Source organism: Acinetobacter sp. ANC_7511 (genome assembly GCF_056779975.1).
The window spans coordinates 1-24230 of record NZ_JBWYIY010000019.1 but is presented as its reverse complement, the minus strand read 5'-3'; the positions used below and the strand labels follow the sequence as shown (position 1 = coordinate 24230).

The following is a 24230-nucleotide window of genomic DNA, read 5'->3' as shown; positions in this document are numbered from 1 at the left end:
AAAAAACCGGCTTAAGCCGGTTTTTTTATTAGCTGAGCTCAATGATATCAATCATCGGTGGTACTCTGAATCTGAATGGGACACCTACCATGCCAGTACCTACGGACACATAAACATTGGCATGTTCATGCTTATATAAACCACGTTTATGACCCAAGATAGACACTTTTTTCATGATGTAATCTGTCAACCACGGAAGCTCCACTTGTCCCCCATGAGTATGCCCTGACAACATCAACGGATGAGTTGGCAATTTTGGCACCATATCCACCGTATCCGGATTATGTGACAGAATTAACCACGGCTTATCTTGTGGTAAATCAGGCATATCCCGCATGTCAGCCTTACCTGCCCACAAATCCCCCACACCAATCAATCTAAACTCATCAAACTCAACAATCTTACCTTCAATATCCATCACCTGATTTGAAGCTAGCGCATCTTTTAATAATGCCTGAATCGGTGGACCTGGATATTGCTCATCATGATTACCATTCACAGAATAGACAGGCGCTTGAATTTCTCTTAATACTCGGAGCTCTTCTGCCAGCTTATTTTCTGGTTCATAGGTCCAATCACCTGCCACAACCACTAAATCTGGTTGAGCTTGATTAATCTTATTCACGATAATTTTCAGTTGTCTTTCATGCCCAGAAAACAATCCAATATGTAAGTCTGCAATTAATGCCACTTTAATCGGATGTTTAAAGGGTTGCGCCGAACTTAACTTGTAACTCAGGTTATTCACTACTACACGATGTGGCTCAATGAAACGTGCATAAATCAATACACTGCTCAACAAGAAAATAAACACACCTTCATGCAATGAAAATATACCTTGCCAAGTAGCAAAAATACTAAAAAACCACAACGGAACAAGTAAATAAGAAAGATAAAATGCCAAGAGATGAACAAAGGCTTTAAATGGATGTATGGTTTCAGTTCGAGATTGGCTCATCCATGCTTGCGTGACTCCCCAAATAGCGAAGAGCGAGAAAATAATATAGAACGCAGCAAGGATGTTATTTGTTGTCCACATATTCAATCTCTTTCATTAAATCAGACGAATAATCTGAGTGGTTCATTTATCTTTTAAATGGTGCTCTTTATACTTTAGCACATTGAGTTCAAAGAATAGATTATGCAAGCAAATCACATGGAAAAGAATCAATCTCAACAATTGAATCGCCAAAAGAAAACATCTTTTAAAATGCGCTTCATCATGAGTTCATGTTTGATTCTTGCTTTACCCGCATGCTCAACTTTACCCACTCAACAAGCTGTTGCACCTCAATATGCGTATGACATCGACACTCATGACACTTCATTGGCGCAAATTGTCGAACCTTTGAAAATTAAGAATCCTGAATTAACAGGTTTTCATGTTTTATATGATCCAATCGAAGCGATAGCTGCACGTTTTCAATTAATTGAGAAAGCCGAAAAAACACTCGACCTTCAATATTACATTTGGGATAACGACCGTGTAGGTGCATTGGCTCTTTATAAAATCATTCAAGCTGCTGATCGTGGTGTAAAAGTCAGATTGTTAATGGATGATAATAACGCTAAGACGATGGAAAGTATTTATCTCGCGCTGGATCAACATCAAAACATTGACGTAAAGTTATTCAATCCTTATAAATTCCGACGCCTTAGACCCGTTGATATGATTTTGGATCTGAAACGTATCAATCGACGGATGCACAACAAAACGTTTACAGCTGACAATCAAATTACCCTGATTGGCGGCCGAAATATGAGTAATCAATACTACAATGTCAGTGACCGATATCAATTTTCAGATGTTGATGTCATGCTTGTCGGTCATGCAGTAAGTGATATTACACACTCATTTGATGAGTACTGGAATCATGAATATGCCTATCCAGTTAAAAATATTGTCAATCATCAACAATATACATTGCGCTATGAAGGTTTAAAACAGCAACTGCAAGAGCACTTTGATGATGGTGCTGTACGTAGTTATGTTGAAATTACTCGTGAATCTCATGATTTTGATCGTTGGCTCAATCAAGAAATTAAGCTGGATTGGGTGAAAGCAGAAGTCATCAAAGATTCTCCTGAAAAAATCAAAGCGAAAGCTAAGAAAGAAGAACATCTCAACTTTCAACTGGTTGAACGCTTAGAGAAACCAGAAAAAAGTGTCGATATCATTTCCGCTTACTTCGTTCCTGAGCGCAAGGGTGAGCAACGTTTAAGTGCAATCGCACAAGATGGCGTTAAAGTTCGTGTACTGACCAACTCTTTTAAAGCCAATGATGTTGCACTTGTACATGCGTTTTATGCGAAATACCGTCAAGATTTACTGCAAAACGGCGTAGAGTTATATGAGTTCCTCCCTGCTTTGCCAGAAGAATTCCAAAATAAAAATAATATTGAAATTTCTAAGCAGTCCAAAGTGAGCCTTAAAGGGCTGAGTCGCTCAAGCCTGCATGCAAAAATGATGGCTTTGGATGATAAGCAAGTATTTATCGGATCATTTAATTTTGATCCACGTTCAGCCAATTTAAATACTGAAATAGGCGTCATTTTAAACAGCCAGCCCCTAGCGCAAGCTGTGCATAAAACCATGGATCAGAACCTAAAAAAATATGCCTATAAATTAGTTCTAGATTCACAAAATAATATTAATTGGAAACAAGCGACACCTGAAGGTATTAAAATCTATACCAAAGAACCAAAAATGAAATGGTGGCAAAAAGCAAGCTTGAAAGTTATCTCCTGGTTGCCAATCGAAGGATTCATGTAAAAGCAGGGATCATCATGATCCCTGCTTTTACTGATTAAGCTTTGAGTACTTTTTGATGTAATACTTCCAATCCTTCCTGCATTCTGATTTGCACTTCTCTCGTTAAGCTTTCAACTGTATGTCCAGTAACATCAATCGTGGGCAAAGCTGTTAAATGTGCAACGACTTGAGGCATTTCCAATACTGCTTTGAGATGCGCTGTAAATCCAATATTTCCGATAAAGGGAGCAACCTGATCTAACTCCCCCTCTTGATTGACATAACAGATTAAACAAACTTGCACTGGTTTTTGAGCCTCGATAGCTGCAGCTAAAAGTCTTCCATGCACTTTTTTGACTTTAGTTCCATCAGTCGTGGTTGCTTCTGGAAAAAATAAGACAGGAATATTTTGCTTCAAAAATTCTGTGATTTGCTCTTTAATACGGACCGAATCTCCTGAACCTCGGTTAATGAACAGTGTTCCACCACCCTTGGCAAGTTTCCCAAAAATCGGCCAATTTTCAATTTCTGCTTTTGCTAAGAAAAATACACGCGCACTCGAACCTAATACAGGAATATCTAACCAAGAGATATGATTGCTCACCCATAATGCGGGTTCACGAGGAATGTTGCCATGTACTTGTAAATCGATATTAAAAACTTTGCATAAGCGACGGCAAAAATGTTGTACATAGCGAGTATTGTTTGGATTATTCGGATTTTTATACATTTGATGCCTAAAAATTAAATAAAACCCTTCAGTGACAGCAGCAGTACCTGAGATGATTTTTTGGCTATATAGCGCTGTTTTTGAAAATAAATTGAGTTTTTTAGGCTTTAATGTTGTCATAAATTATTTCACTAAATAATAACAGGCGTTATCCACTATAGCTCCATTCTATACTGAGCTCACCAGAGATGCATTGATTATAAAAACCGTATACATAGATTTGAAAATTCAATTTCAATTCAAATACCCAATAAAATATAATTTTTAAATCGAATTTATAGATTTAAAAATTATGCAAACTACAACTCAATCACCATCAAATCAAGTCATTCCCATCTGGTCGGCACTCTTCTCATTGGCATCAATTGTCGGTGGCGTCTTTTTATTTATGCTGGCGTTTATACTTATGTTCAAAACTGCTTTAGGTTAATTTAAATCTATTTCCCTCAATTGTTCAATTTCCTCTACACTAGAGTTTTGATGTGGAGTATTAGCTGAGTGGAAGTTACTGGACAAAATCAAGCAAATGAACGTGCGGTCTTGGTGAGTGTTAATGTCCAAATATTAGAAGATCTTGATCAAGAAGAATTTCGTTTATTGGCCAAATCTGCTGGTGCAGAGATTCTTGAACATATACAAGCTCAACGCATTAAACCTGACCCTAAATTTTTTATTGGTTCGGGTAAAGCTGAAGAAATCGCCGAATTTGTTGCAGCGGTAGAAGCTGATATTGTCATTTTCGATCATTCCCTCACACCATCTCAAGAACGTAATCTCGAGCGTGTTATTAAATGTCGTGTCATCGATCGTACTCGCCTTATCTTAGATATTTTTGCACAACGCGCACGCACACATGAAGGTAAACTACAAGTTGAATTGGCTCAGTTAGACCATCTCGCTTCACGTTTAGTGGGTGGTCGCATGGGCTTAGATGGCCAAAAAGGTGGTATTGGTTTACGTGGTCCAGGTGAAACACAATTAGAAACAGATCGTCGTTTACTTCGTCTCCGCATAACCCAGCTCAAAGACAAACTTGAAAAAGTCCGCCAAACACGAATTCAAGGTCGTGCAGCGCGTCAAAAAGCGTCTATTCCAACAGTGTCTCTAGTCGGTTATACCAACGCAGGAAAATCCACTCTATTTAATATTCTTGCTGAAAGTGATGTGTATGCAGCAGATCAATTGTTCGCAACTCTTGACCCAACTTTAAGAAGATTAAATTGGGATGGCATTGGAACATTGGTCTTGGCTGACACAGTGGGATTCGTTCGCAATCTTGCACACTCGTTAGTAGAGTCATTCAAAGCAACCCTTGAAGAAACACTTGAGGCGACTTTGCTTTTACATGTTATCGATTCAAATAGTCCAGAAAAGCTTGAGCAAATTGATGCTGTTGAAAAAGTCCTAAAAGAAATTGGGGCTCAAGTGCCAATACTACGCGTATACAACAAAATTGATCAAACGGGTGAAAAACCTAAAATCATTTATGCTTCTCCCAATTTGCCTGATCGAGTCTATGTTTCAGCACACTCAAGTCAAGGTTTAGATTTACTGCGACAAGCCGTTCAAGCGTGTTTAATGGGGCAAATACAACAATTTGAACTCACACTCAGACCTGAATATGGCAAATTACGCAATCAACTGTATGAATTAAATGTGATTCAGTCTGAACATTATGATGATCTAGGTCATTTGATTTTAAATATTCAAATTGCGCCACATAAATTAGAGCAACTTATAAAACAAGCACATTTACCAATTGATCAAATTCTTGGTGATAAGGCGCAACAATTTAAAAGACCTTTAGAAGAGTTTGAAATCAAATCATAAATCAGTTAAAACGTGATAAATAATGTTAAAAGTATAATCATGATGCAGTGGATGAAAACGATAGATTGGCCAGCATGGATTGGCACCATAGTGCTTATTATTGGCTTCCGAGAAGGTTCAGTTTGGCTTATGACTCAATTGAATCATCCCGAACTGGGCAATCTTGTCGGGTTGCTTTCCTTACTACTTGTACTGTTTGCTTGGCGTAGATTTGGCACTCTTCCAACCAGAGTTGTCGATGTAAATAATAAAATCATGAAAGAAAGTGCTTTCGCATTTTTACCAATTAGTGCTGGGGCATTGGTTATGTTGGTTCATATGGGTAAAGAAATTCCTCTTTTTTTACTCGTACTCACGTTAAGTACACTTATTCCACTTTGGGTTTACGCCAAAATGGCAAAACGCTGGTTATAGGAGAGAAATATGCTCGCAATTTTAATCGGCTTTGCTATTACGTTATTCGCCTATTTAATTTCAAAACCCTGTAACCGTGTCGTACCACAGGTTCCTGTAATTGTATTCGGGATGTTCTTTGTGATCGTCATCTTACTGATTATTGGTATTCCTTATGATCACTACATGAAAGATGTCAATCCGATTTTTGATCATTTATTAGGATACGTCACAGTGGCTCTCGCGATCCCTCTTGCAGCGATGCGTTATGACGATTTACCACTAAAAGGCATTTTAGGAATATTAGTGTTTGCTAGTGTCAGTGCAGTCGCATTGCCTATGGGCTTAGCCTATTTACTGCATATGGCGGATTCGACCATTATGGCTTTCGCTACACGTGCAGTGACGACACCAATCGCAATTAATATTGCGACCTTACTCCATGCACCAATTAGCTTAGCCATTTTAATCGTCATTTTATCTGGTGTTATCGGCGCAGCTTTTTCACCACTCATACTACGTCATATTAATGATGAGCGTGCCTCAGGCTTAGCACTCGGCTTAGCAGCTCATGCAATTGGGACAGCTCAAGCTTGGCAACGAGGCAGTGTAGCTGGTCGTTATGCTGCATTTGGTATGGCGGTAAATGCAACGTTTACAGCCGTTTGGCTCCCTACTTTTATTCACTTTTTAAAAGCGACCTCTTGATTTACCCACGATTGAAAATAAAAAAGCCACTGATGAGTGGCTTTTTTATTAGACGAAAACGACCTAAAGTAGATTCTATGCAAACATAGGATTATCTACAGCAAACATTTGCTGATCTTCAAGACGATACGCCATTAATTGATTGCCCCAGACACAACCACCGTCAACATTCTGAATATGCGCAGATATTGTTCTGCCCTGTAAGGCAGCCCAATGTCCAAAAATGACTTGATGAGTTTGAGCAGCTTTTGACTCATATTCAAACCATGGCTGATAGCCAGCTGGCATCGGCTCATCTAAAGCATCTTTAAAACTAAATTCGAGTCGTCCCTCTGGATCAGTCAAACGCATACGGGTTAGATAATTCACGATACATCGTAAGCGCTCATGTCCTGTTAAATCATCTGACCATAATGTAGGTTCTTTACCATACATTTCTTTCAAAAATGCATCCAGAACATCAAAATCATCATGCGCAATAACCGCTTCAACCTCTTGAGCAAACTGTTTCACTTGCTCTACTGTCCAAATATGTGGAATACCCGCATGTGTAATGACAATATTTTCATTTGGACATAAACATAAGGGTTGTTTGCGTAACCAGTCGATTAAATCATCACTGTCAATCGCATCAATCACATCACGAGTATTGTCTTTCTCTTTAATCTCTTTAATGCCCCTTGCGCCCGCTAACAAGGTCAAATCATGATTACCCAAGACTGTCGCAGCAACGCCTCGATCGACCAGTTTCTTGATGAAACGTAAAGCGCCAATCGAGTTTTCACCACGTGCGACTAAATCACCCGCAAACCATAAAAAATCCTGATCAGGATCAAATTTGATTTCCTTGAGTAACATTTTCAAAGCTTCAAAACAGCCCTGAACATCACCAATCACGTAATTATATCGAATGTTTTCACCAGCCATTTATGCATCTACCATTTGATCTGCAAGTGCAACAAATTGAGTAAGTGTTAATGTTTCTGGACGCGCCATTGGATCAACACCAGCTTTTTCAAATCCTTCCTCTTGCAACATGCCTTTTAAACTGTTGCGAAGTGTCTTACGGCGTTGTGTAAATACATGGGAGACTAAACGTGCCAAGGCTTTTTCATTCTTCGCCACTATTGGTTTTACATCATACGGCTCTAAGCGAAATACCGCAGAAGTTACTTTGGGTGGTGGGTTGAACGAACCTGGTGGCACTTCAAACAAGAATGTCGGTTTACAGTAGTACTGAATCATGACTGATAAACGACCATATTCTTTGGTATTTGGTGATGCCGTAATACGATCGACCACTTCTTTTTGCAACATGAAGTGCATGTCTTTGACCTTGTCACCAAACTCTAAGAGATGAAATAACAAAGGCGTAGAAATGTTATAAGGTAAGTTACCGACAACACGCAACGGACGACCATCAAACAATTCAGTGAAGTCGTAGCGTAAAGCATCAGTTTCCACAATAGTTAAACGTTCAGGATGCGGTACACGACCGGGTAATCCAGCTGCTAAATCACGGTCTAATTCAATGACAGTCAAAGCATCACATTCACCAATTAAAGGCGATGTTAAAGCAGCAAGACCTGGACCAATTTCAACAATATTGTCACCAGTACGCGGGTTCACCGAACGCACAATTTTGGCAATGACACGTTGGTCATGTAAGAAGTTTTGACCAAAACGCTTACGCGTGTGATGCCCTTCATCTTTCGGGTTTAAGGCATTAATCTGATACATAAAGATTTCCAACGTGTAATTAAGACAAGATCACTGACGCGCTAAATCGAGCGCTAAGTCCACAGCCACATGTAAGCTCGAGCTTTTCGCAAGTCCAGTACCTGCGAGGGAGAGTGCTGTGCCATGATCGACAGAGGTGCGAATAAACGGCAAGCCCAAAGTAATATTAATGGCTTCACCAAATCCTTGCGATTTTAACACAGGTAATCCCTGATCGTGATACATGGCTAAAACTGCATCGGCATCTTTTAAATTTTCTGGTGTAAATAAGGTATCTGCAGGCAGACATAAACTCATGTCTATCCCTTGCGCACGATAGCGTTCAAGTACAGGATTAATCACTTCGATCTCCTCCACTCCTAAATAACCATCTTCACCTGCATGAGGATTTAAACCGCACACCAAAATTTTGGGAGATTCGATTTTAAATTTTGATTTTAAATCATGAATCAGAATGTCGATGACCTGATGCAAGCGCTCAGCTGTAATCGCATCCGCAACCGCACGAAGGGGTAAGTGCGTGGTTGCAAGTGCAACACGTAAGGTTTTGGTTGCCAGCATCATGACCACGCGTAATACACCAGCAAACTCTTGGTAAAACTCAGTGTGACCACTGAAATGAATACCTGCCTCATTGATCACTGACTTTTGTACAGGTGCTGTCGCCACGCCAACGCTTTTACCTGACATCGCATAGTCTGCAGAACGGCGGAGTTGCTCTAAGACATAACTCGCATTTTGAGCATTTAACTCACCAAGTACTACAGTTTCATTTAAAGGAATATGTTCCACATAAAGCTGACCCACTTTTGACGATGTTTGTTGCCCTTGATACTCAATCACTTCAACTTCAAGATGAAGTTTTTCTGCACGTTGCTTGAGCATTTGTATATCAGCAAGCACGACGAGTGGACGCTCATCCAAACGTTGCGCAAGGCTTAAACAGATATCAGGACCAATTCCAGCAGGCTCACCGCTGGTGACATACAAAGGAAGCATAACGATCATCATTCAAGGATTTTTATTATTTTAATACAGATCGAATGTAGGATGTTCAACAATACCAAAATGGTAAAATCTTAGCCCTCTGATTTTTTTAATCGTTCTTTTGAGTCTTTTAGCGCCAATCCATACGAAATCTTGCATTTAATAGACCAAAAGCATGAGCGACTTCGGATACACATACAATCACGATGATGAAGAACAAACCCAACAAAAGAATCTGTCCAATCGTTGAACGCGCTGAATAAAATGTTGAATCTTTAATGCACAAGAAACCAAAGCCACCGATTAAATAGATGATCCAAGGGAAAATCATAAAATGTGCATACATTGAATATATAAGAATGACACTTAAAACATCGATTCCATAAATAGTGCCAAACACCATGCCTAACGCTAAATATATTCCGAGAAAAATGAATAAAAATCCGGTCAAAAATTTCGTCACCTTGCTCACTTTGATTTGATCATGGCGTGAAGATAAATCTGAATGATGAACAGGAGGAGAGAAACGATCATTATTATTTTGTGAACTCATCAAAACTCAAAGCTATTATTATGATTATTTCCTCATTCTAAAAGAAATTGATTAAATAAACCGCTATACTTTTCAATCTAAATTAAATAGAATATGCCCCTCGAAATCTTAATATTTTGATTGTGGTTCTAGTGTTTTTCCGCTAGAATTCGCTCTCCTTTTTGTTTGGACAGATTCCACCGTCCAAACCAACTATAATAGGTAGTGGTTAATGAAAACTCTCAGCGCTAAGCCAGCTGAAGTTCAACACGACTGGTACGTTGTTGATGCTTCTGGCAAAACTTTAGGTCGTCTTGCGACTGAAATCGCACGTCGTTTACGCGGTAAGCACAAAACTTCTTATACTCCTCACGTTGACACTGGTGATTACATCGTAATTATCAATGCTGAGCAAGTTCAAGTAACTGGTAATAAGTCACTTGATAAGAAATACTATCGCCACACTGGTTTCCCTGGTGGTATCCGTGAAACTAACTTTGAAAAATTAGTTGCTCACAAGCCAGAAGAAATCTTCCAACGCGCTGTAAAAGGCATGTTGCCAAAAGGTCCTCTTGGTTATGCTATGATCAAGAAAATGAAAGTGTATGCTGGTGCTGAGCATCCTCACACAGCTCAACAGCCACAAGTTTTGGACATCTAAGGGATACAGCACATGGCTACTAACTATGGTACAGGTCGCCGTAAGACCGCAACTGCACGTGTTTTCCTATCTGCTGGTACTGGTAAACTCGTTATTAACAACCGTTCTTTAGAACAATACTTCGGTCGTGAAACTGCTCGTATGGTTGTACGTCAACCACTTGAGCTTTTAGATGCTACTGAGAAATATGACCTTTACATCACTGTTGCTGGTGGTGGTATCGGTGGTCAAGCTGGCGCAATCCGTCACGGTATTACTCGTGCATTGATCGCTGCTGACGAAACTTTAAAACCTGCTCTTCGTCAAGCTGGTTTCGTTACTCGTGATGCTCGTGAAGTTGAACGTAAGAAACTTGGTTTACGTAAAGCTCGTAAACGTCCACAATTCTCTAAACGTTAATTCGTTTTCCGAATTCGGACAAAAAAAACCTTGGCTTATGCCAAGGTTTTTTTTTCATCTTTATATTTTCCCTTACTCATGAAAATCAGTCGTACACGATACTTTAAAATGAATATTAAACTCTGATATCAATAAAAAGACGCTAGTTTTTATTGCTCTATTTTGACTGACTTAAACAAACATATGCTTAATCATCTATCCCAATTTGAGGATTGTTAACTTTTTATAACTTCATTAAAAATACTTTCATGCAGTTTTTTAAATTAAGAGGATAAAAATGTTAAATAGGGAAATATGTTTATCATTCGCCGTAGCCGCTACAATATTAGGTACATCCAATATTGCACAAGCAAATAACTCACAATCAATAGATGCTTTAGCCGTGTGCTGGCAATCCAATACGGGTAAGCATGTTTGTGATGGACCCATACAAAGATTAATGTCTTCATATGAAAACATAAATAAAGCATTAGAGTTAGTTGGATGCTCAGATGGATATCCTGTACAAAATAACAGTCTGGTACATCGATCTTTAGGTCAAAAATTCTCAGTGGTTTACAAGTGTGGCTATAAACTTAGACCAGGCGACACAAGTGCATTAACTAACAATCGCGACGTCCGTCAATGGTGGAGTGGAATCATACATTAGTGCACAAGGCCGATTTAAAGATCGGCTTTTTACATCGCTTTGGATAAAAAAGTTTAAGATTGAATTTCAACAATGCAAGGATAAAAATTAAAAAAAAAACGTTCCAGACATAAATACGACTCAATATAAAATTCAAGTGTTTTAATATGCATCGCTCATTAAACGATGATTTTAGCGTGCATTTTTAGTATCCTTATCTATTCATTAATACTTTGATTGGAATATGTCAGTCGAAACCACCCCATTACAAGGCATCACCATTTATAGTCATGCAGATGACTTTCGATCGCATTGGATTCGCTTCTTACTGGCAGAAAAACAAATTAAACATAATTTATTTATTGTCGACGAAGACAACGAGGATCTTGCGAGTTTAAATCCATACAATCGACTCCCGATGATGATTGAAAATGAGTTAAAACTTTTCAATACATCCATCATTTCTGAATATTTAGATGATCGCTATCGTCAGAATAAGTTATATGCAGATGCTCCTGCTCCACGTGCAGAACAACGCCAATATATATGGCGTTTTGAAAATGACTGGTTAAAACTTGCAGATGATATGTTGCGCCACCCAGACACACTTGATGTTGACGCACAAAAGGCAGCCCAAAAAAAGTTAAAAGATACGCTTATCTCGCTGACACCTTTGTTTCAGCACTATCCTTATTTCATGTCTGAACAATTTACAATTTTAGATTGCATGTTGGCACCGATTTTTATACGGTTAAGAACGATGGGTATTGAGCTTCCAAAGCAACAATGCCGCCCGTTTTATTTATATTGCCAGCGTGTTTTCAGTCGTCCAGCCTTCATTAAGTCCATGACGGTTCAGGAAAAAAAACGTTATAGTCCTGAATTAAAATCCGCTTAAAAAAGCAAAAGAGTGAGTCACATGTCTGATCAAGAAATCAAATTAAGTCCAACTCGCCCGTATTTAGCACGTGCGATTTATGAATGGATTTGCGATAACAATCTCACCCCATATCTACTGGTAGATGCCACACAGCCTTATACCGATGTACCTACACAGTTCGTTCAAGACGGTCAGATTGTTTTAAATATCGTGCCACATGCTGTGCATCAACTACACATGAGCAATGAAGCGATTACCTTTTCTGCACGTTTTGGTGGTGTTTCCAAAGATATTTATGTGCCAATCAATGCTGTACTCGGGTTATATGCAAAAGAAAATGGTCAAGGATTATTCTTTGATCCTGATGAATATGCCAATGCACAAACGGATGAAAATCCGATAGAATCTAAACAGCAACAAAATCAAGAAAATGAAGCACCAAAGAAAAAACCGAGTTTAAGAATTTTGGATTGAAAAAACTTACAGGAGAGTTGAATGGCTTTTGATTTAGTACAATATTTTGTTGAGCAGACCAAAATTCAAAAGCCTCAGCTGTTGAAACAGTATCCAGCTGAACAACGGCATGAATATCTCAATGAATTAAATATCTTAGCTTTAGGTAAACTCATCAGCCTATGGCGTAAAGACGAAAAAAAAATATACCAAGAAATTCATGCCGCTGACCAACTTTATATTCAAGAAGTCGCACGGCATTTGACGACATCTCAACATAATCAGTCTACGCTGTCTCATCAAGAACTTGAAACTGCGACATCAGAGATTTTGACCTTACAGCTTAATGAACTTAAACAACTTGATGTAACAGGTCATTATCAACTACAAGGCATGAATGAATTACTTCAGGGTCAAGTTGAACATCTCTCTGGTAAAGCAAAAGATTGGGTTTGGCTAACAAATAACCTAAATGAGTTGATTGGTTCTCAACCTGTCATTCAAGAAGAGATATCATTAGACCAAACGATGAAGGAGTTTCATGACATGGTCAATCAAGTTCAACATGATCACCACGATGTTGCTGAGCCAGAAGTAGTGGCTACACCAACTTGGGCAAAAGTTTTAGAACCTGTAGTTGCGATTGCAATTCTTTGGGTGCTTTACTGTGCCGTACAAACAGTATTTGCATAAATCCGGTCATAAAAAAAGCCATCGTTAGATGGCTTTTTTTATTGCTTATTCAGCATCAACCTCAATATTCATCAAGATTTGACGTTTTTTCACTTGCTGACCAACTTGTCCTACGATTTCACCCACAACACCGTCGACATCTGACTTAATTTGCTGTTGGATTTTCATCGCTTCAAGAATCAATAATGTTTGCCCTTTAGTTACACGCTCTCCAGGTTGAGCAATGACATTTATAATTGCACCATCCATTGGGGCACGAATTTTACCATCCCCTGCCACATCGGCAGTCTCAGGTGGTAAATAGGTAATATTTTCCACCATGACGTTGCCATTCGCGCGATCTAAATAAACAAAATTACCATCAAGAACATAGTCGATTCGACGTCGAATTCCATTAATGCTATAAATCAATTGCTGTGTATTTTGCGCTACAACCTCAATCGACTGGCTTTCACCACAGGTTTCAACACTCACTGAACGACCATCACGATGCACAATGAGATCTAACTTTTGATCATCATATCGAAGTTTCAGTGGTAATGCTGAAGAAACTCCTGTGTTCCAATCTGTTTGCGCAGATGCATTTATCAACAACGCTGCAATCAATGCTAAGCTTTCTAAATTTAGACTCTGTTTATTCAAACTCACATCACTTTGGAAATGCTGTTGAATAAAACCAGTGTTCACATCACCCTCCACCACAAGTGGATGACGTAATAAGTTAACTAAAAACTCCTTATTACTGTTTACACCAAGCAGTACAGAGTCATTCACCGCACGTGCAAGTAAACGGATTGCATCGGTACGTGTTTTACCATGTACGATAATTTTTGCGACCATTGGATCATAGAATGGGCTAACTTCATCGGTTGGCATCATGCCGTGGTCAATACGTACGCCTTCTAAATCCGCAGGTTGCCAACGCAATACTTTACCTGTTTGTGGTAAGAAGTCTTGGCGTGGGTCTTCTGCATATAAACGCACTTCAATGGCATGACCATTCATAGTCAATTGTTCTTGCTTAAGCGGTAAAGTTTCACCGTTTGCCACACGAAGTTGCCATTCTACAAGATCAAGACCAGTAATCATTTCTGTTACAGGATGCTCTACTTGTAGACGTGTATTCATTTCTAAGAAATAGAACTCACCTGATTGGTCAAGTAAGAATTCAACTGTACCTGCACCCACGTAGTTACATGCTTTAGCGGCTGCAACTGCGGCATTCCCCATTGCTTGACGTGTTTCTTCAGTCAATACTGGACATGGTGCTTCTTCAACTACTTTTTGGTGACGACGTTGAATCGAGCAATCACGTTCAAATAAATACACGTAGTTACCATGTGTATCACCAAAGACTTGGATTTCTACATGGCGAGGTGCAATGACTGCTTTCTCGATAATCAGCTCACCCGAACCAAACGCATTTTCTGCTTCAGAACGTGCAGTTTTTAAGGCTTCAAGCAAATCAGCTTCTTGATGTACAAGACGCATACCACGTCCACCACCACCTGCTGATGCTTTCACCATCAATGGAAAACCTACTTTTTTCGCTTGATCTGCTAAAAAGTCGATGTCTTGTTGGTCGCCCTCATAACCTGGTACACAAGGTACACCTGCTTCAATCATGGCGATTTTAGACAAACGCTTGCTACCCATGAGCTCGATCGCACCTGCTGGCGGACCAATAAAGGTAATGCCATTTTCTGCACATGCTGCAGCAAAATCAGTATTTTCAGATAAGAAACCATAACCCGGATGCACGGCATCTGCGCCCGTTTTCTTACACGCTTCGATGATATTTGCAATCGACAAATAAGATTCTGATACTTTTGAAGGGCCAATATAAACAGCTTCATCTGCTACTTGTACATGACGCGCATTTTTGTCGGCATCAGAATACACAGCAACGGTTTCGTAACCTAAGGCTTTTGCTGTACGCATCACACGAGCAGCAATTTCACCACGGTTTGCAACTAATACTTTTGTAAACGCCATAGTTCCACCAATATTCTTTAGGCTCCTCTTGTTTTGAGGAGCGTATCCTTTTTAATTCACATTCATACAGGCGTTGGAATGTGGTTTATTCTGCCCAGCTTGGCTGACGTTTTTGGATAAACGCCATAGTACCTTCCATGCCTTCTGCACTTGCCACTGCTTCTGCAAATTGGCGTGCTGCATCATCTAATAACGGCCCCAATTCTTCTTTGGTGGTACGATGTAATAATGCTTTGGTTGCACGAGATGCCAATGGCGCACAGCGTTTGATTTGGGTAATGGTTTCTTCAAGTGCCGATGCAAGTTCAACTTCATCTGCAACCACTTGATGCACAATCCCCACCTCTAAAGCAGTTTGACCTTTAAAACGCATTCCTAAAAGTGCTAAGCGACGTGCTTGAGTTAAGCCAACACGTGTCACTACAAACGGTGCGATTTGTGCAGGTAAAATCCCTAAGCCAGTTTCAGGTAAGCCAAATTGTGCTTCTGCATGAGCAATGGCTACATCAGATACACATGCCAAACCAAAACCACCACCAAGTACAGCACCTTCAAGTACAGCAACTACAGTTTGCGGTGCTTGATCCACTTGCTCAATCATTGCACCAAAGGTACGGTTAAAATCGGTATAAGGTGTGTTATTGCCGACTTCCATGGCTTTAGCACGGATACCCGCCATATCTTTGATGTTTCCACCTGCACAGAAATGACCACCTTTACCACGTAAAATTACAGCACGTACAGACACATCATCTTTAATTGCTGTAAATACAGCCTGAATGGATTCCACCATTTTTAGGCTCATGGCATTACGGCTTTCAGGATGGTTTAACCATAACGTTAAAATGCCACCGTCTTGCTCTAGGATGATGCTGCCATCAACCTCTAAATTGGCAATTGAACTTGATAATGTCATATCAGATCTCCTGTTTATTTTTTCTTACCAGGAAGGATGTCCATCATCTTACAGATAATGCCAAGCATGATTTCGTCCGCACCACCACCGATCGATACTAAACGACCATCACGGTAGAATTGTGCTGCTGGGTTATCTGCCATAAAGCCATTACCACCCCAGAACTGTAAGCAGCTATCCGCAACTTCACGCGTTAAACGACCTGCTTTCAGTTTTGCCATAGACGCCATTTGCGTTACGTTTTCGCCTTCGATATGTAATTGGCAAGCACGATAGGTTAATGCTTTCAGCGCTTCGATCTCAGTCATTAATTCAGCAAAACGGAAATGGATATATTGGTTATCAATTAATGGCTGACCAAATGTCGTACGCTCTTTAGTGTACTGAATTGTTTTTTCGATACATTGCAACATACCACCCATGGCGTTAGCAGCACCCCACATACGCTCTTCTTGGAACTGAAGCATTTGCATCATAAAGCCCATGCCTTCTTGACCCACTAAGTTACGCTGTGGCACACGTACGTTGTCAAAGAACACCTGTGCAGTGGTACTTGAACGCATACCTAACTTGTCTAATGGCTCAGAGAATGTAATACCCGGTGTATTTGCAGGAACCACAATCATTGATTTGTTAAAGTGTGGCTTACCATCAGAGGTATTCGCTAATAAACAGAAGAAGTCTGCTTGTAGAGAGTTTGTAATCCACATTTTGTGACCATTGATGATGTAATCATCACCATCTTTAGTTGCTGTGGTTTTTAGTGCTGCAACGTCAGAACCTGCTTGAACCTCAGATACTGCAATCGCTGCAACTTTTTCACCTGCAACTGCTGGCGTTAAAAACTCATCACGTAACTCTTTAGAACCAAAACGTGCAATCGCAGGCGTTGCCATATCGGTTTGTACACCCATCGCAAGTGCAACACCACCAACATTGATACGACCTAATTCTTCTGCAACCACCAAGTTATAAGAATAATCGAGTGCCAAACCGCCGTTTTCTTCAGGTTTACAGATACCCAATAAACCCAAATCACCCATTTTTTTGAATACTTCGTGGATTGGGAAACGACCTGCTTTTTCCCATTCTGCTGTAAATGGGTTGATTTCGTTTTCTACAAATTGACGTGTTGTACGGCGTAGCGCTTCATGTTCTTCAGTAAATTTCATTTTTGTCTTCCTTAAAATTTCAATATTTTTTTTAATCTTTAATCTCCCTTGCGAAGCCATGCTTCTCACCACTTTAAAAAGAGGGGGAATTCCTCACTTTTCACAGGGATGAGGAATATATTCCGCAAGAGGGATTTATTAGAATCTTGGTACACCAAAACGTGTTGGATTTAGTTCACGTGCTTGTGATTCATTAATCGTTTGCAATAAGAAAATCAGCAATTTACGTGTATCACGTGGGTCGATAATGCCATCATCATGCAACATTGCAGTATTAAATAGCGCTGTAGATTGTGACTCTAATTTCATCGCTGTTGATTGTTCTAAGAAGTCCAACATTTGCTCATTTGGCTCCATGCCAGATTCACGTTGTTTCGCCTCTGCAACAATACGAAGTACCTTACCAGCTTGCGCACCACCCATTACCGCAACACGAGAGTTCGGCCATGAGAAGATAAATTGTGGGCCAAGTGGACGACCACACATTGCATAGTTACCAGCACCGTATGAACCATGTGCAATGATCGAAATCTTCGGCACTGTACAATTCGCAACAGCTTGGATCAGTTTAGAACCATGTTTAATGATGCCGTTTTGTTCTGCATCTGTACCCACCATAAAACCTGTGGTGTTATGCAGGAATAAAATTGGGCGTTTGGTTTGTTCACATAATTGAATAAACTGTGCTGCTTTTGCTGCACCTTGTGGCGTAATCGGGCCATTATTAGTAATGATACCTAAGTGCATACCACCAATTTGCGACCAACCACATACCGTATGTGAATCATACTCATTTTTAAATTCGAAGAAATCAGAATCATCAACAATACGTGCAATGATTTCTTTCATATCCAATGGTTGTTTTGGATCTGATGGAATGATGCCAAGTAATTCTTCTGCTGAATAACGTGGCTCTTTATATTCTGGTGTTTCAAGCTTAACTTGCTCTTTCCAGTTTAAATGCTTAAAGATTTCACGTGCGATACGGATACCATCAGCATCATTTTCTGCTAAGTATTCTGCTGTACCGGCCACTTGTGCATGCATTTCTGCACCACCCAATTCTTCAGCAGTTGCCACTTCCCCTGTTGCTGCCAATAACAATGGCGGTCCTGCAAGCAACATTTCAGTTTGCTTACGTACCGTAATCACATAATCAGAAAGACCCGGTTGGTATGCACCACCTGCTGTGGCATTACCATGGACTACAGAGACTTGTGGAATCCCTTTTGCAGATAAACGTGCTTGGTTGGCAAAGGTTGTACCACCAGCAGTAAATACTTCTGCTGCGTAGTTTAAGTTTGCACCACCACTTTCTGCTAAAGTAATGATTGGTAATTTTTGCTCTAACGCAATTTGGTGTAAACGAAGGCTTTTGTGTACACCCATTGGAGCAATCGTACCACCTTTGATCGCACTATTATTGGCAGCCACCATACAACGTGTACCGTTTACAAAACCAATCCCTGCAATGATCCCGCCACCTGCTTCTGAACCATCTTTATCATCATGCATCTTGTAACCCACAAGACCACACAACTCTACAAATGGAGAATCTGCATCGAGCAACATACGCACACGCTCATGCGGTAAAATCTTTCCTTTTTTATCAAACTTAGGCTTAGCTTTATAAGAACGATCTAGCGCACTTTTTTGAATCGCTCGAATCTCTTCGATTTGCTCGAGCAATTTCGCTTTATTCTGTTCAAATACTTCGCTTCCTACTGCAACTTCGGACTGAATCACTGCCATTCCGTTTCCTCCTTGTTCCTTATAATCTGGATTAATTCTTTTCGTCTTTTTTCTTTAGTACATCTGGAATAAATGCACGGTGGAAGCCGTTATAAGACTCACTATTTTCTGCAGATGATAATGGGAATACGCGTGTACCTTGTGAAGCCGCACCATCGATACGTACTGTCATCCCTGAAACAAAGTTGGCCGCTTCAGAAAGTAAATACACAATCGCTGAAGACACTTCCGATTCTGTTCCCATACGTTGTAAAGGCACATTGCCTGAAAGGTTTGGGATAATGAATTCTGCGACAGGGCCTGAATAGGTATCCATCCCTGATGAGATAATCCAACCCGGTGCCACACAGTTTACCCGCACACCTGATTTACCCCATTCCACCGCAGCCGTTTTGGTCAGGTTATCAACACCTGAACGTGCTGCACCTGAGTGCCCCATACCCGGCATACCGCCCCACATATCTGCTGCCATATTGACGATGGCACCGCCATTTTTTGCCATCCACTGGTTATAGGCTTCACGCATAAGATAGAAGGTCGAATGTAAGTTATTACGGATGACCGCATCAAAACCATTGGCAGAAATACTTTCTAATGTTGATGGGAACTGACCACCTGCGTTATTCACTAAACCATCAATACGACCGAATTTTTCGATCACTTCCGCAATCATTTTTTTAACTTGTTCTTCTTCGCGGTTATCACACACGATGCCATGTGCACGACCACCATCTTCAGTGATTTCAGCAATCACTTTTTCAAGTTTTTCGATCTTACGACCTGTAATCACCACTTGCGCACCAAGTGATGCAAGCTCATGCGCCGTACAACGACCAATGCCCGAGCCACCACCTGTTACAATCACGACTTTGCCAGCGAATGCATCATTTCTAAAAATTGATTGATAACCCATTGCGCATATTTCCATTTTTAATTGATGTAAATTGTTTTAGATTGGGCACCATGGCGATGCCCAAATTTATGCTTACAGTAAATCTGCAGGCACTTTCACTGGCATATCTAATAATTGCTGTGCAAAGGCTTTACCTTGTGGGTCAATACGTAAACTTGCAACACCACCACCACCAAGCGCATCAATTAACAAGAAGTTAAGTGCATTTAAGCCCGGCAATTCATAGCGACGTACTTCGCCACCATTACCACCTTCAAACACATGCTTCATATATTCCGCAACATTCGCTTCAGTTAAAGATGCACGAATCCAAGGTAAAAATTCTGGTTTACGTGCAAGTACACCGATGTTGCTGTAGTTACCTTTATCACCACTACGTGCATGTGCAACTTGTACTAAAGGCACTTCAACTTCATTACCTGTTAAAGTTGCCACTTCACCTGCTGGAATGGTTGGGATTTCTTGTGGTGCTTCACCATGCGGAACATCAACTTTATGACGCTCGCCATTGATATCCACCTCGATATTTAATTTCGATTTTTCTACCAAGAACGAGAATAATTTAATTACTGGAGATGGTTTTGGACGCCCCCCCACAATCCCTGTTAATGCAGGTGCCATACCTGTAGAAGCTTGTGCAATTTCAGAAGCAAAGAACATACATGCTTCTTTAAACATATGTTTAACTGCAATTTTCACCACAACTTCACGTGGATTTTGCACACGTCGGTTTGCACCATAAGTTGTTTCCGTACCTAAAATCTCAATAGATTTTTCAGTAAATGGTGGAATTGAACGAAGCGCCATTACACGCTCAACTTTATTTAAAATTGCATTAGAAACGGCATAAGCTTTTTCTTCTGCATCTTGGCCTGCAAGTAAGAAGCTGACTAATACACGGTTACCATCAGGATAGGTCGTGCTTACTTTGTAGTGTTGTGTTGGCGCTGTACCTTTTGCACCTGTCACAAGTACACGATGCACACCCACTTGCTCAAGTTTGACTTGGCTAAAATCAGCCGTTACATCAGGCAATAGATAAGCTTGTGGATGACCAATCTCATATACAATTTGTTCGCCTACCGTACCCGGAGATACTAAACCACCTGTACCATTTGGCTTAGTCACCACAAATGATGAATCTGCTTTCACTTCAACAATTGGGAAGCCCATATTGTCAAAGCCTTCAACCAAACGCCAATCTGTGAAGTTACCGCCAGTACATTGTGCACCACACTCAATCACATGACCTGCAAGTGCCGCCTGTGCCAATTTATCGTAATCCGCTAAATCCCATTTGTATTCATGCAATAAAGGCCCAATCACCACAGCCGAATCCACGACACGACCTGTGATCACAATGTCTGCACCTAAATCCAGAGCGTCACGAATCCCTACAGCACCCAAATAAGCATTACTACTTGCGACATGTGGAGGAAGATCCTCACCATTAAACATTTCTTTTATATTTTGTTTTTGAAGTTCAACGTGCTGATCCATTAAATCATCACCAAGTACCACCGCAACTTTCAAATCTAAACCAGCATTTTTGATCACTTCTTGAAGTGCATCACGGCATGCCAATGGATTTACACCGCCAGCATTACTTACAACTTTGATTTTCTTGTCCGCAATTTTGTTGATGAGCGGTGTCATAACACGACTAACAAAGTCCAATGCATATCCATGAGAAGGATCTTTCATTTTGGCTTTTGCCATGATAGACATGGTGATTTCTGAAAGATAATCAAATACTAAATAGTTAATATCCGACATGTGTACCAATTGAAATGCAGCTGTGTTGGTATCTCCCCAGAAACCTGAAGCACAGCCAATTTTTACAATTTTTTGTTCGTCCTGAATATTTGTCATAACCATCTCATTATTCTGTTTAGAATTTGAGCTTAATCTACCAAGCAAGCGCTTGGTTTGTAAAGTGCAAAATGTTATTATTATTTGCAAATCTGCTTATTGCGCTAAAATTTGCATGGAAGCAACGCGTTTAGAAAACAAAATAGGATAAAATAACAAGATGATCGCGACCTCTATTGACCAAATTCAACCAATAGCCTGCTTTGACGATACACCACGTGGTCGTTTACTTTTGGGGGCAGCTTATTTATTCCATAAACAAGGTTATGCCAAAACCACTGTTCGTGAACTCGCACAGTTTATTGGCATCCAATCTGGAAGTTTATTTCATCATTTCAAAACCAAAGACGATATTTTGGCGCATGTGATGGAACAAACCATCATTTACAATCACGCTTGCCTTGAAAGTGCCATATCCACTTCAGACCATCCAGAGCAACAACTCAAGGCTCTGATTAAAGCTGAACTCGATGCGATCTCTGGGGATACAGGTTCCGCTATGGCTGTATTGGTCTATGAATGGTTTTCACTTTCTGAGGAAAATCAGAAGAAACTATTAAAATTAAGAAATGATTATGAAGGGATATGGCTGAGTGTCATCAAGGTATTACATGACAAAGGCAAAATTAAGCACGATCCTTTTATCTGGCGAAGACTGATTGGTGGTTCAATCGCTTGGACCGTAACTTGGTACAATCCAGAAGGGAAAATGTCACTTGATGAGTTAACCAATATCGTCTGGGATATGGCAATGAATGCTTAACTTTATATCTGATCAATTAAAAAAGGTGGCTTATCCACCTTTTTATTTCTTTTAGAAGCCCAGCTGTCGGCTTGCCAAATCTTTCATAATTTCCTCAGCTCCACCGCCTATCATATTCACTTTAACTTCGCGATATATACGTTCAGATTTCATGCCACGCATAAAGCCCATGCCACCTAGTGTTTGAACGGCTGCATCAGCACAGAATTGCATAGTTTGCGTTGCTACGTTTTTGAGCATACAAATTTGTGCAATCATTTCATTCCCTTGAAGTTCAGGACGCCCCATTTTATATGCCGTATCTTCAAGTAAAGCGCGAGTCGTTTGTAAACGTGTTGCCATATCTACCAATTTATGACGAACAACTTGATGATCTACCAAGCGTTTACCAAAAGTACGTCGCTGTTGAGCCCAATCTAGAGCTTCTTCATAACAAACTTTTGCATAACCATAACTACTCGCAGCCAAGAAAAAACGCTCCATATTGAAGTTATTCATGATAACAAAGAAACCCATATTCTCAGGACCAATCAAATTTCTTGCAGGCACTTTAACTTGATCGAAGTGTAGATGAGCGGTATCAGAAGCCCACCATCCCATTTTATCTAACTTCGTTTTTGTAATACCTGGTGTATGGGCATCAATCAGTAGCATTGAGATACCATTGGGTCCTTTTCCTTCAGGATCAGTTCGAACGGCAACGGTATAGTAATCAGCGCGAATACCAGAAGTAATAAAGGTTTTTTCGCCACTGACTACATAGTAATTACCTTCTTTTACTGCTTTTGTTTTAAGTGCTGCAACATCAGACCCCCCTCCCGGTTCTGTTATTGCTAATGCCGAAATCTTCTCACCTGATAAGATTTGTGGCAAAACCTCTGCTTTCACCTCTTCACTTGCAAAGCTATTGATTGGCGGTGCACCGATCATATGTGAAAGTAATGAAGCGATTAACCCTCCTGATGCAGCCTTTGCCAACTCCACACACCCCAATAAAGTATAGAATGCATCTGTATCAGGGATACCACCGTATTTTTCATCAAAACCTGATGCCATCAATCCAACTTCTGCAGCTTTTTTGTAGAGTTCTCGTGGAAAAGATTCGGCTTCATCCCACTCATTTACATAGGGAATAATTTCTTTTTCTACAAATTTTTTTACTGCATCTGCAAATGCAAAGTGTTCATCTGTGTAATAGATCGGATTGTATTGCATCAACTATGTCCCTGAAATTATTTAAATCCTCATAGGCATACTGACATTTATTGTTGTTTTTTTAATTGCAAGAATCATCAATCTTTTGGCATAAATTAACTGAATGGAGCTTCTTATTTAATTACAAGGGTTTAATTATTTTCAAATTCAATTTTTATATATAAAAAAACACCCCCTTGTATTGAAGGGGGTGTTTAGAATAATGAGCTGGCGATGACTTACTCTCACATGGGTAACCCCACACTA

General features: G+C 40.1%; 24 protein-coding genes. 11 read left to right on the top strand and 13 right to left on the bottom strand.

Annotated elements, in window-relative coordinates; all coding sequences use genetic code 11:
* Positions 1 to 28: 28 nt before the first annotated feature.
* Positions 29 to 1039, bottom strand: coding sequence for a metallophosphoesterase (locus AC1M9L_RS12625; protein WP_035270000.1), 1011 nt, complete (start codon positions 1037 to 1039; stop codon positions 29 to 31).
* Positions 1040 to 1210: 171 nt separating this feature from the next.
* Between AC1M9L_RS12625 and AC1M9L_RS12620 the strand changes: the two genes are divergently transcribed.
* Entirely contained in the window at positions 1211 to 2773 is a 1563-nt protein-coding gene (locus tag AC1M9L_RS12620) for a phospholipase D family protein (RefSeq protein WP_228143135.1), read from the top strand.
* A 34-nt stretch (positions 2774 to 2807) separates the two neighbouring features.
* Here the strand turns inward: AC1M9L_RS12620 and AC1M9L_RS12615 are convergent, their stop codons facing one another.
* On the bottom strand, positions 2808 to 3602 hold the full coding sequence (locus AC1M9L_RS12615) for a lysophospholipid acyltransferase family protein (protein WP_481592328.1): 795 nt from the start codon (positions 3600 to 3602) through the stop codon (positions 2808 to 2810).
* A 378-nt stretch (positions 3603 to 3980) separates the two neighbouring features.
* Between AC1M9L_RS12615 and hflX the strand changes: the two genes are divergently transcribed.
* Genes hflX through AC1M9L_RS12600 form a run of 3 tightly spaced genes read left to right on the top strand, consistent with a single transcriptional unit; the run spans position 3981 to position 6413 of the window.
* Entirely contained in the window at positions 3981 to 5312 is a 1332-nt protein-coding gene (hflX, locus tag AC1M9L_RS12610; RefSeq protein WP_481592327.1) for a ribosome rescue GTPase HflX, read from the top strand.
* A gap of 42 nt (positions 5313 to 5354) precedes the next feature.
* Entirely contained in the window at positions 5355 to 5726 is a 372-nt protein-coding gene (locus tag AC1M9L_RS12605; protein ID WP_092768555.1) for a hypothetical protein, read from the top strand.
* A gap of 9 nt (positions 5727 to 5735) precedes the next feature.
* A complete protein-coding gene (locus AC1M9L_RS12600; protein ID WP_481592326.1) occupies positions 5736 to 6413 on the top strand; it encodes an LrgB family protein in 678 nt (225 codons plus the stop codon).
* Positions 6414 to 6488: 75 nt separating this feature from the next.
* Here AC1M9L_RS12600 and AC1M9L_RS12595 read toward each other — a convergent pair whose 3' ends face one another.
* The 4 genes from AC1M9L_RS12595 to AC1M9L_RS12580 form a co-directional block, all read right to left on the bottom strand.
* On the bottom strand, positions 6489 to 7340 hold the full coding sequence (locus AC1M9L_RS12595) for a symmetrical bis(5'-nucleosyl)-tetraphosphatase (RefSeq protein WP_481592325.1): 852 nt from the start codon (positions 7338 to 7340) through the stop codon (positions 6489 to 6491).
* Positions 7341 to 8153 carry a 16S rRNA (adenine(1518)-N(6)/adenine(1519)-N(6))-dimethyltransferase RsmA gene (gene rsmA / locus AC1M9L_RS12590; RefSeq protein WP_481592324.1) on the bottom strand — a complete coding sequence of 271 codons (813 nt, stop codon included), beginning with the start codon at positions 8151 to 8153 and terminating at the stop codon, positions 7341 to 7343.
* Positions 8154 to 8183: 30 nt separating this feature from the next.
* Positions 8184 to 9152: a 4-hydroxythreonine-4-phosphate dehydrogenase PdxA gene (gene pdxA, locus AC1M9L_RS12585; protein WP_481592345.1), complete on the bottom strand. Its 969-nt coding sequence runs from the start codon at positions 9150 to 9152 to the stop codon at positions 8184 to 8186.
* A gap of 118 nt (positions 9153 to 9270) precedes the next feature.
* Complete coding sequence (locus AC1M9L_RS12580; RefSeq protein ID WP_481592323.1) at positions 9271 to 9693, bottom strand: hypothetical protein; 423 nt, start codon at positions 9691 to 9693, stop codon at positions 9271 to 9273.
* A gap of 211 nt (positions 9694 to 9904) precedes the next feature.
* On the opposite strand from AC1M9L_RS12580, the gene rplM reads away from it, so the two are divergent.
* From rplM to AC1M9L_RS12550, 6 genes are all read left to right on the top strand, one after another.
* Positions 9905 to 10333: a 50S ribosomal protein L13 gene (rplM, locus tag AC1M9L_RS12575; RefSeq protein WP_035270016.1), complete on the top strand. Its 429-nt coding sequence runs from the start codon at positions 9905 to 9907 to the stop codon at positions 10331 to 10333.
* A gap of 12 nt (positions 10334 to 10345) precedes the next feature.
* Positions 10346 to 10732 (top strand): 30S ribosomal protein S9, encoded by a 387-nt coding sequence (gene rpsI, locus AC1M9L_RS12570; protein WP_035270019.1) that lies wholly within the window; start codon positions 10346 to 10348, stop codon positions 10730 to 10732.
* A gap of 277 nt (positions 10733 to 11009) precedes the next feature.
* Entirely contained in the window at positions 11010 to 11381 is a 372-nt protein-coding gene (locus tag AC1M9L_RS12565) for a hypothetical protein (RefSeq protein ID WP_481592322.1), read from the top strand.
* A gap of 223 nt (positions 11382 to 11604) precedes the next feature.
* Positions 11605 to 12258: a glutathione S-transferase N-terminal domain-containing protein gene (locus tag AC1M9L_RS12560; RefSeq protein WP_481592321.1), complete on the top strand. Its 654-nt coding sequence runs from the start codon at positions 11605 to 11607 to the stop codon at positions 12256 to 12258.
* Positions 12259 to 12279: 21 nt separating this feature from the next.
* A complete protein-coding gene (locus AC1M9L_RS12555) occupies positions 12280 to 12714 on the top strand; it encodes a ClpXP protease specificity-enhancing factor (RefSeq protein WP_035269488.1) in 435 nt (144 codons plus the stop codon).
* A gap of 21 nt (positions 12715 to 12735) precedes the next feature.
* Positions 12736 to 13386, top strand: a complete 651-nt coding sequence (locus AC1M9L_RS12550) for a hypothetical protein (protein WP_035269490.1) — start codon at positions 12736 to 12738, stop codon at positions 13384 to 13386.
* Between the two features lie 45 nt (positions 13387 to 13431).
* Here AC1M9L_RS12550 and AC1M9L_RS12545 read toward each other — a convergent pair whose 3' ends face one another.
* The 6 genes from AC1M9L_RS12545 to AC1M9L_RS12520 form a co-directional block, all read right to left on the bottom strand.
* Positions 13432 to 15381, bottom strand: a complete 1950-nt coding sequence (locus AC1M9L_RS12545) for an acetyl/propionyl/methylcrotonyl-CoA carboxylase subunit alpha (RefSeq protein WP_481592320.1) — start codon at positions 15379 to 15381, stop codon at positions 13432 to 13434.
* Positions 15382 to 15466: 85 nt separating this feature from the next.
* Positions 15467 to 16297, bottom strand: a complete 831-nt coding sequence (locus tag AC1M9L_RS12540; RefSeq protein ID WP_481592319.1) for an enoyl-CoA hydratase/isomerase family protein — start codon at positions 16295 to 16297, stop codon at positions 15467 to 15469.
* Positions 16298 to 16311: 14 nt separating this feature from the next.
* Positions 16312 to 17469, bottom strand: coding sequence for an acyl-CoA dehydrogenase family protein (locus AC1M9L_RS12535; protein ID WP_481592318.1), 1158 nt, complete (start codon positions 17467 to 17469; stop codon positions 16312 to 16314).
* Between the two features lie 138 nt (positions 17470 to 17607).
* Positions 17608 to 19221: an acyl-CoA carboxylase subunit beta gene (locus AC1M9L_RS12530; RefSeq protein ID WP_481592317.1), complete on the bottom strand. Its 1614-nt coding sequence runs from the start codon at positions 19219 to 19221 to the stop codon at positions 17608 to 17610.
* Positions 19222 to 19252: 31 nt separating this feature from the next.
* Entirely contained in the window at positions 19253 to 20134 is an 882-nt protein-coding gene (locus AC1M9L_RS12525; protein WP_481592316.1) for an SDR family oxidoreductase, read from the bottom strand.
* Between the two features lie 72 nt (positions 20135 to 20206).
* The gene (locus AC1M9L_RS12520) at positions 20207 to 22012 is read right to left on the bottom strand and encodes an acyclic terpene utilization AtuA family protein (protein ID WP_481592315.1); all 1806 of its coding nucleotides are present in this window, start codon (positions 22010 to 22012) and stop codon (positions 20207 to 20209) included.
* Between the two features lie 154 nt (positions 22013 to 22166).
* Between AC1M9L_RS12520 and AC1M9L_RS12515 the strand changes: the two genes are divergently transcribed.
* Positions 22167 to 22769, top strand: coding sequence for a TetR/AcrR family transcriptional regulator (locus AC1M9L_RS12515; RefSeq protein WP_035269534.1), 603 nt, complete (start codon positions 22167 to 22169; stop codon positions 22767 to 22769).
* 51 nt (positions 22770 to 22820) lie between these two features.
* On the opposite strand, the gene AC1M9L_RS12510 is transcribed toward AC1M9L_RS12515, so the two are convergent.
* Positions 22821 to 23984, bottom strand: a complete 1164-nt coding sequence (locus tag AC1M9L_RS12510; RefSeq protein ID WP_481592314.1) for an acyl-CoA dehydrogenase family protein — start codon at positions 23982 to 23984, stop codon at positions 22821 to 22823.
* Between the last annotated feature and the right edge of the window lie 246 nt (positions 23985 to 24230).

What these genes read in the sequence shown, in the direction of transcription:
- rplM (WP_035270016.1), top strand. Translation starts at nt 9,905, where the DNA reads ATGAAAACTCTCAGCGCTAAGCCAGCTGAAGTTCAACACGACTGGTAC.
- rpsI (WP_035270019.1), top strand. Translation starts at nt 10,346, where the DNA reads ATGGCTACTAACTATGGTACAGGTCGCCGTAAGACCGCAACTGCACGT.
- AC1M9L_RS12560 (WP_481592321.1), top strand. Translation starts at nt 11,605, where the DNA reads ATGTCAGTCGAAACCACCCCATTACAAGGCATCACCATTTATAGTCAT.
- AC1M9L_RS12565 (WP_481592322.1), top strand. Translation starts at nt 11,010, where the DNA reads ATGTTAAATAGGGAAATATGTTTATCATTCGCCGTAGCCGCTACAATA.
- rsmA (WP_481592324.1), bottom strand. Translation starts at nt 8,153, where the DNA reads ATGTATCAGATTAATGCCTTAAACCCGAAAGATGAAGGGCATCACACG.
- AC1M9L_RS12555 (WP_035269488.1), top strand. Translation starts at nt 12,280, where the DNA reads ATGTCTGATCAAGAAATCAAATTAAGTCCAACTCGCCCGTATTTAGCA.
- AC1M9L_RS12615 (WP_481592328.1), bottom strand. Translation starts at nt 3,602, where the DNA reads ATGACAACATTAAAGCCTAAAAAACTCAATTTATTTTCAAAAACAGCG.
- AC1M9L_RS12530 (WP_481592317.1), bottom strand. Translation starts at nt 19,221, where the DNA reads ATGGCAGTGATTCAGTCCGAAGTTGCAGTAGGAAGCGAAGTATTTGAA.
- AC1M9L_RS12520 (WP_481592315.1), bottom strand. Translation starts at nt 22,012, where the DNA reads ATGGTTATGACAAATATTCAGGACGAACAAAAAATTGTAAAAATTGGC.
- AC1M9L_RS12525 (WP_481592316.1), bottom strand. Translation starts at nt 20,134, where the DNA reads ATGGGTTATCAATCAATTTTTAGAAATGATGCATTCGCTGGCAAAGTC.
- AC1M9L_RS12620 (WP_228143135.1), top strand. Translation starts at nt 1,211, where the DNA reads ATGCGCTTCATCATGAGTTCATGTTTGATTCTTGCTTTACCCGCATGC.
- AC1M9L_RS12515 (WP_035269534.1), top strand. Translation starts at nt 22,167, where the DNA reads ATGATCGCGACCTCTATTGACCAAATTCAACCAATAGCCTGCTTTGAC.
- AC1M9L_RS12580 (WP_481592323.1), bottom strand. Translation starts at nt 9,693, where the DNA reads ATGAGTTCACAAAATAATAATGATCGTTTCTCTCCTCCTGTTCATCAT.
- AC1M9L_RS12510 (WP_481592314.1), bottom strand. Translation starts at nt 23,984, where the DNA reads ATGCAATACAATCCGATCTATTACACAGATGAACACTTTGCATTTGCA.
- AC1M9L_RS12540 (WP_481592319.1), bottom strand. Translation starts at nt 16,297, where the DNA reads ATGACATTATCAAGTTCAATTGCCAATTTAGAGGTTGATGGCAGCATC.
- AC1M9L_RS12600 (WP_481592326.1), top strand. Translation starts at nt 5,736, where the DNA reads ATGCTCGCAATTTTAATCGGCTTTGCTATTACGTTATTCGCCTATTTA.
- AC1M9L_RS12625 (WP_035270000.1), bottom strand. Translation starts at nt 1,039, where the DNA reads ATGTGGACAACAAATAACATCCTTGCTGCGTTCTATATTATTTTCTCG.
- AC1M9L_RS12595 (WP_481592325.1), bottom strand. Translation starts at nt 7,340, where the DNA reads ATGGCTGGTGAAAACATTCGATATAATTACGTGATTGGTGATGTTCAG.
- AC1M9L_RS12545 (WP_481592320.1), bottom strand. Translation starts at nt 15,381, where the DNA reads ATGGCGTTTACAAAAGTATTAGTTGCAAACCGTGGTGAAATTGCTGCT.
- AC1M9L_RS12605 (WP_092768555.1), top strand. Translation starts at nt 5,355, where the DNA reads ATGCAGTGGATGAAAACGATAGATTGGCCAGCATGGATTGGCACCATA.
- pdxA (WP_481592345.1), bottom strand. Translation starts at nt 9,152, where the DNA reads ATGCTTCCTTTGTATGTCACCAGCGGTGAGCCTGCTGGAATTGGTCCT.
- AC1M9L_RS12535 (WP_481592318.1), bottom strand. Translation starts at nt 17,469, where the DNA reads ATGAAATTTACTGAAGAACATGAAGCGCTACGCCGTACAACACGTCAA.
- AC1M9L_RS12550 (WP_035269490.1), top strand. Translation starts at nt 12,736, where the DNA reads ATGGCTTTTGATTTAGTACAATATTTTGTTGAGCAGACCAAAATTCAA.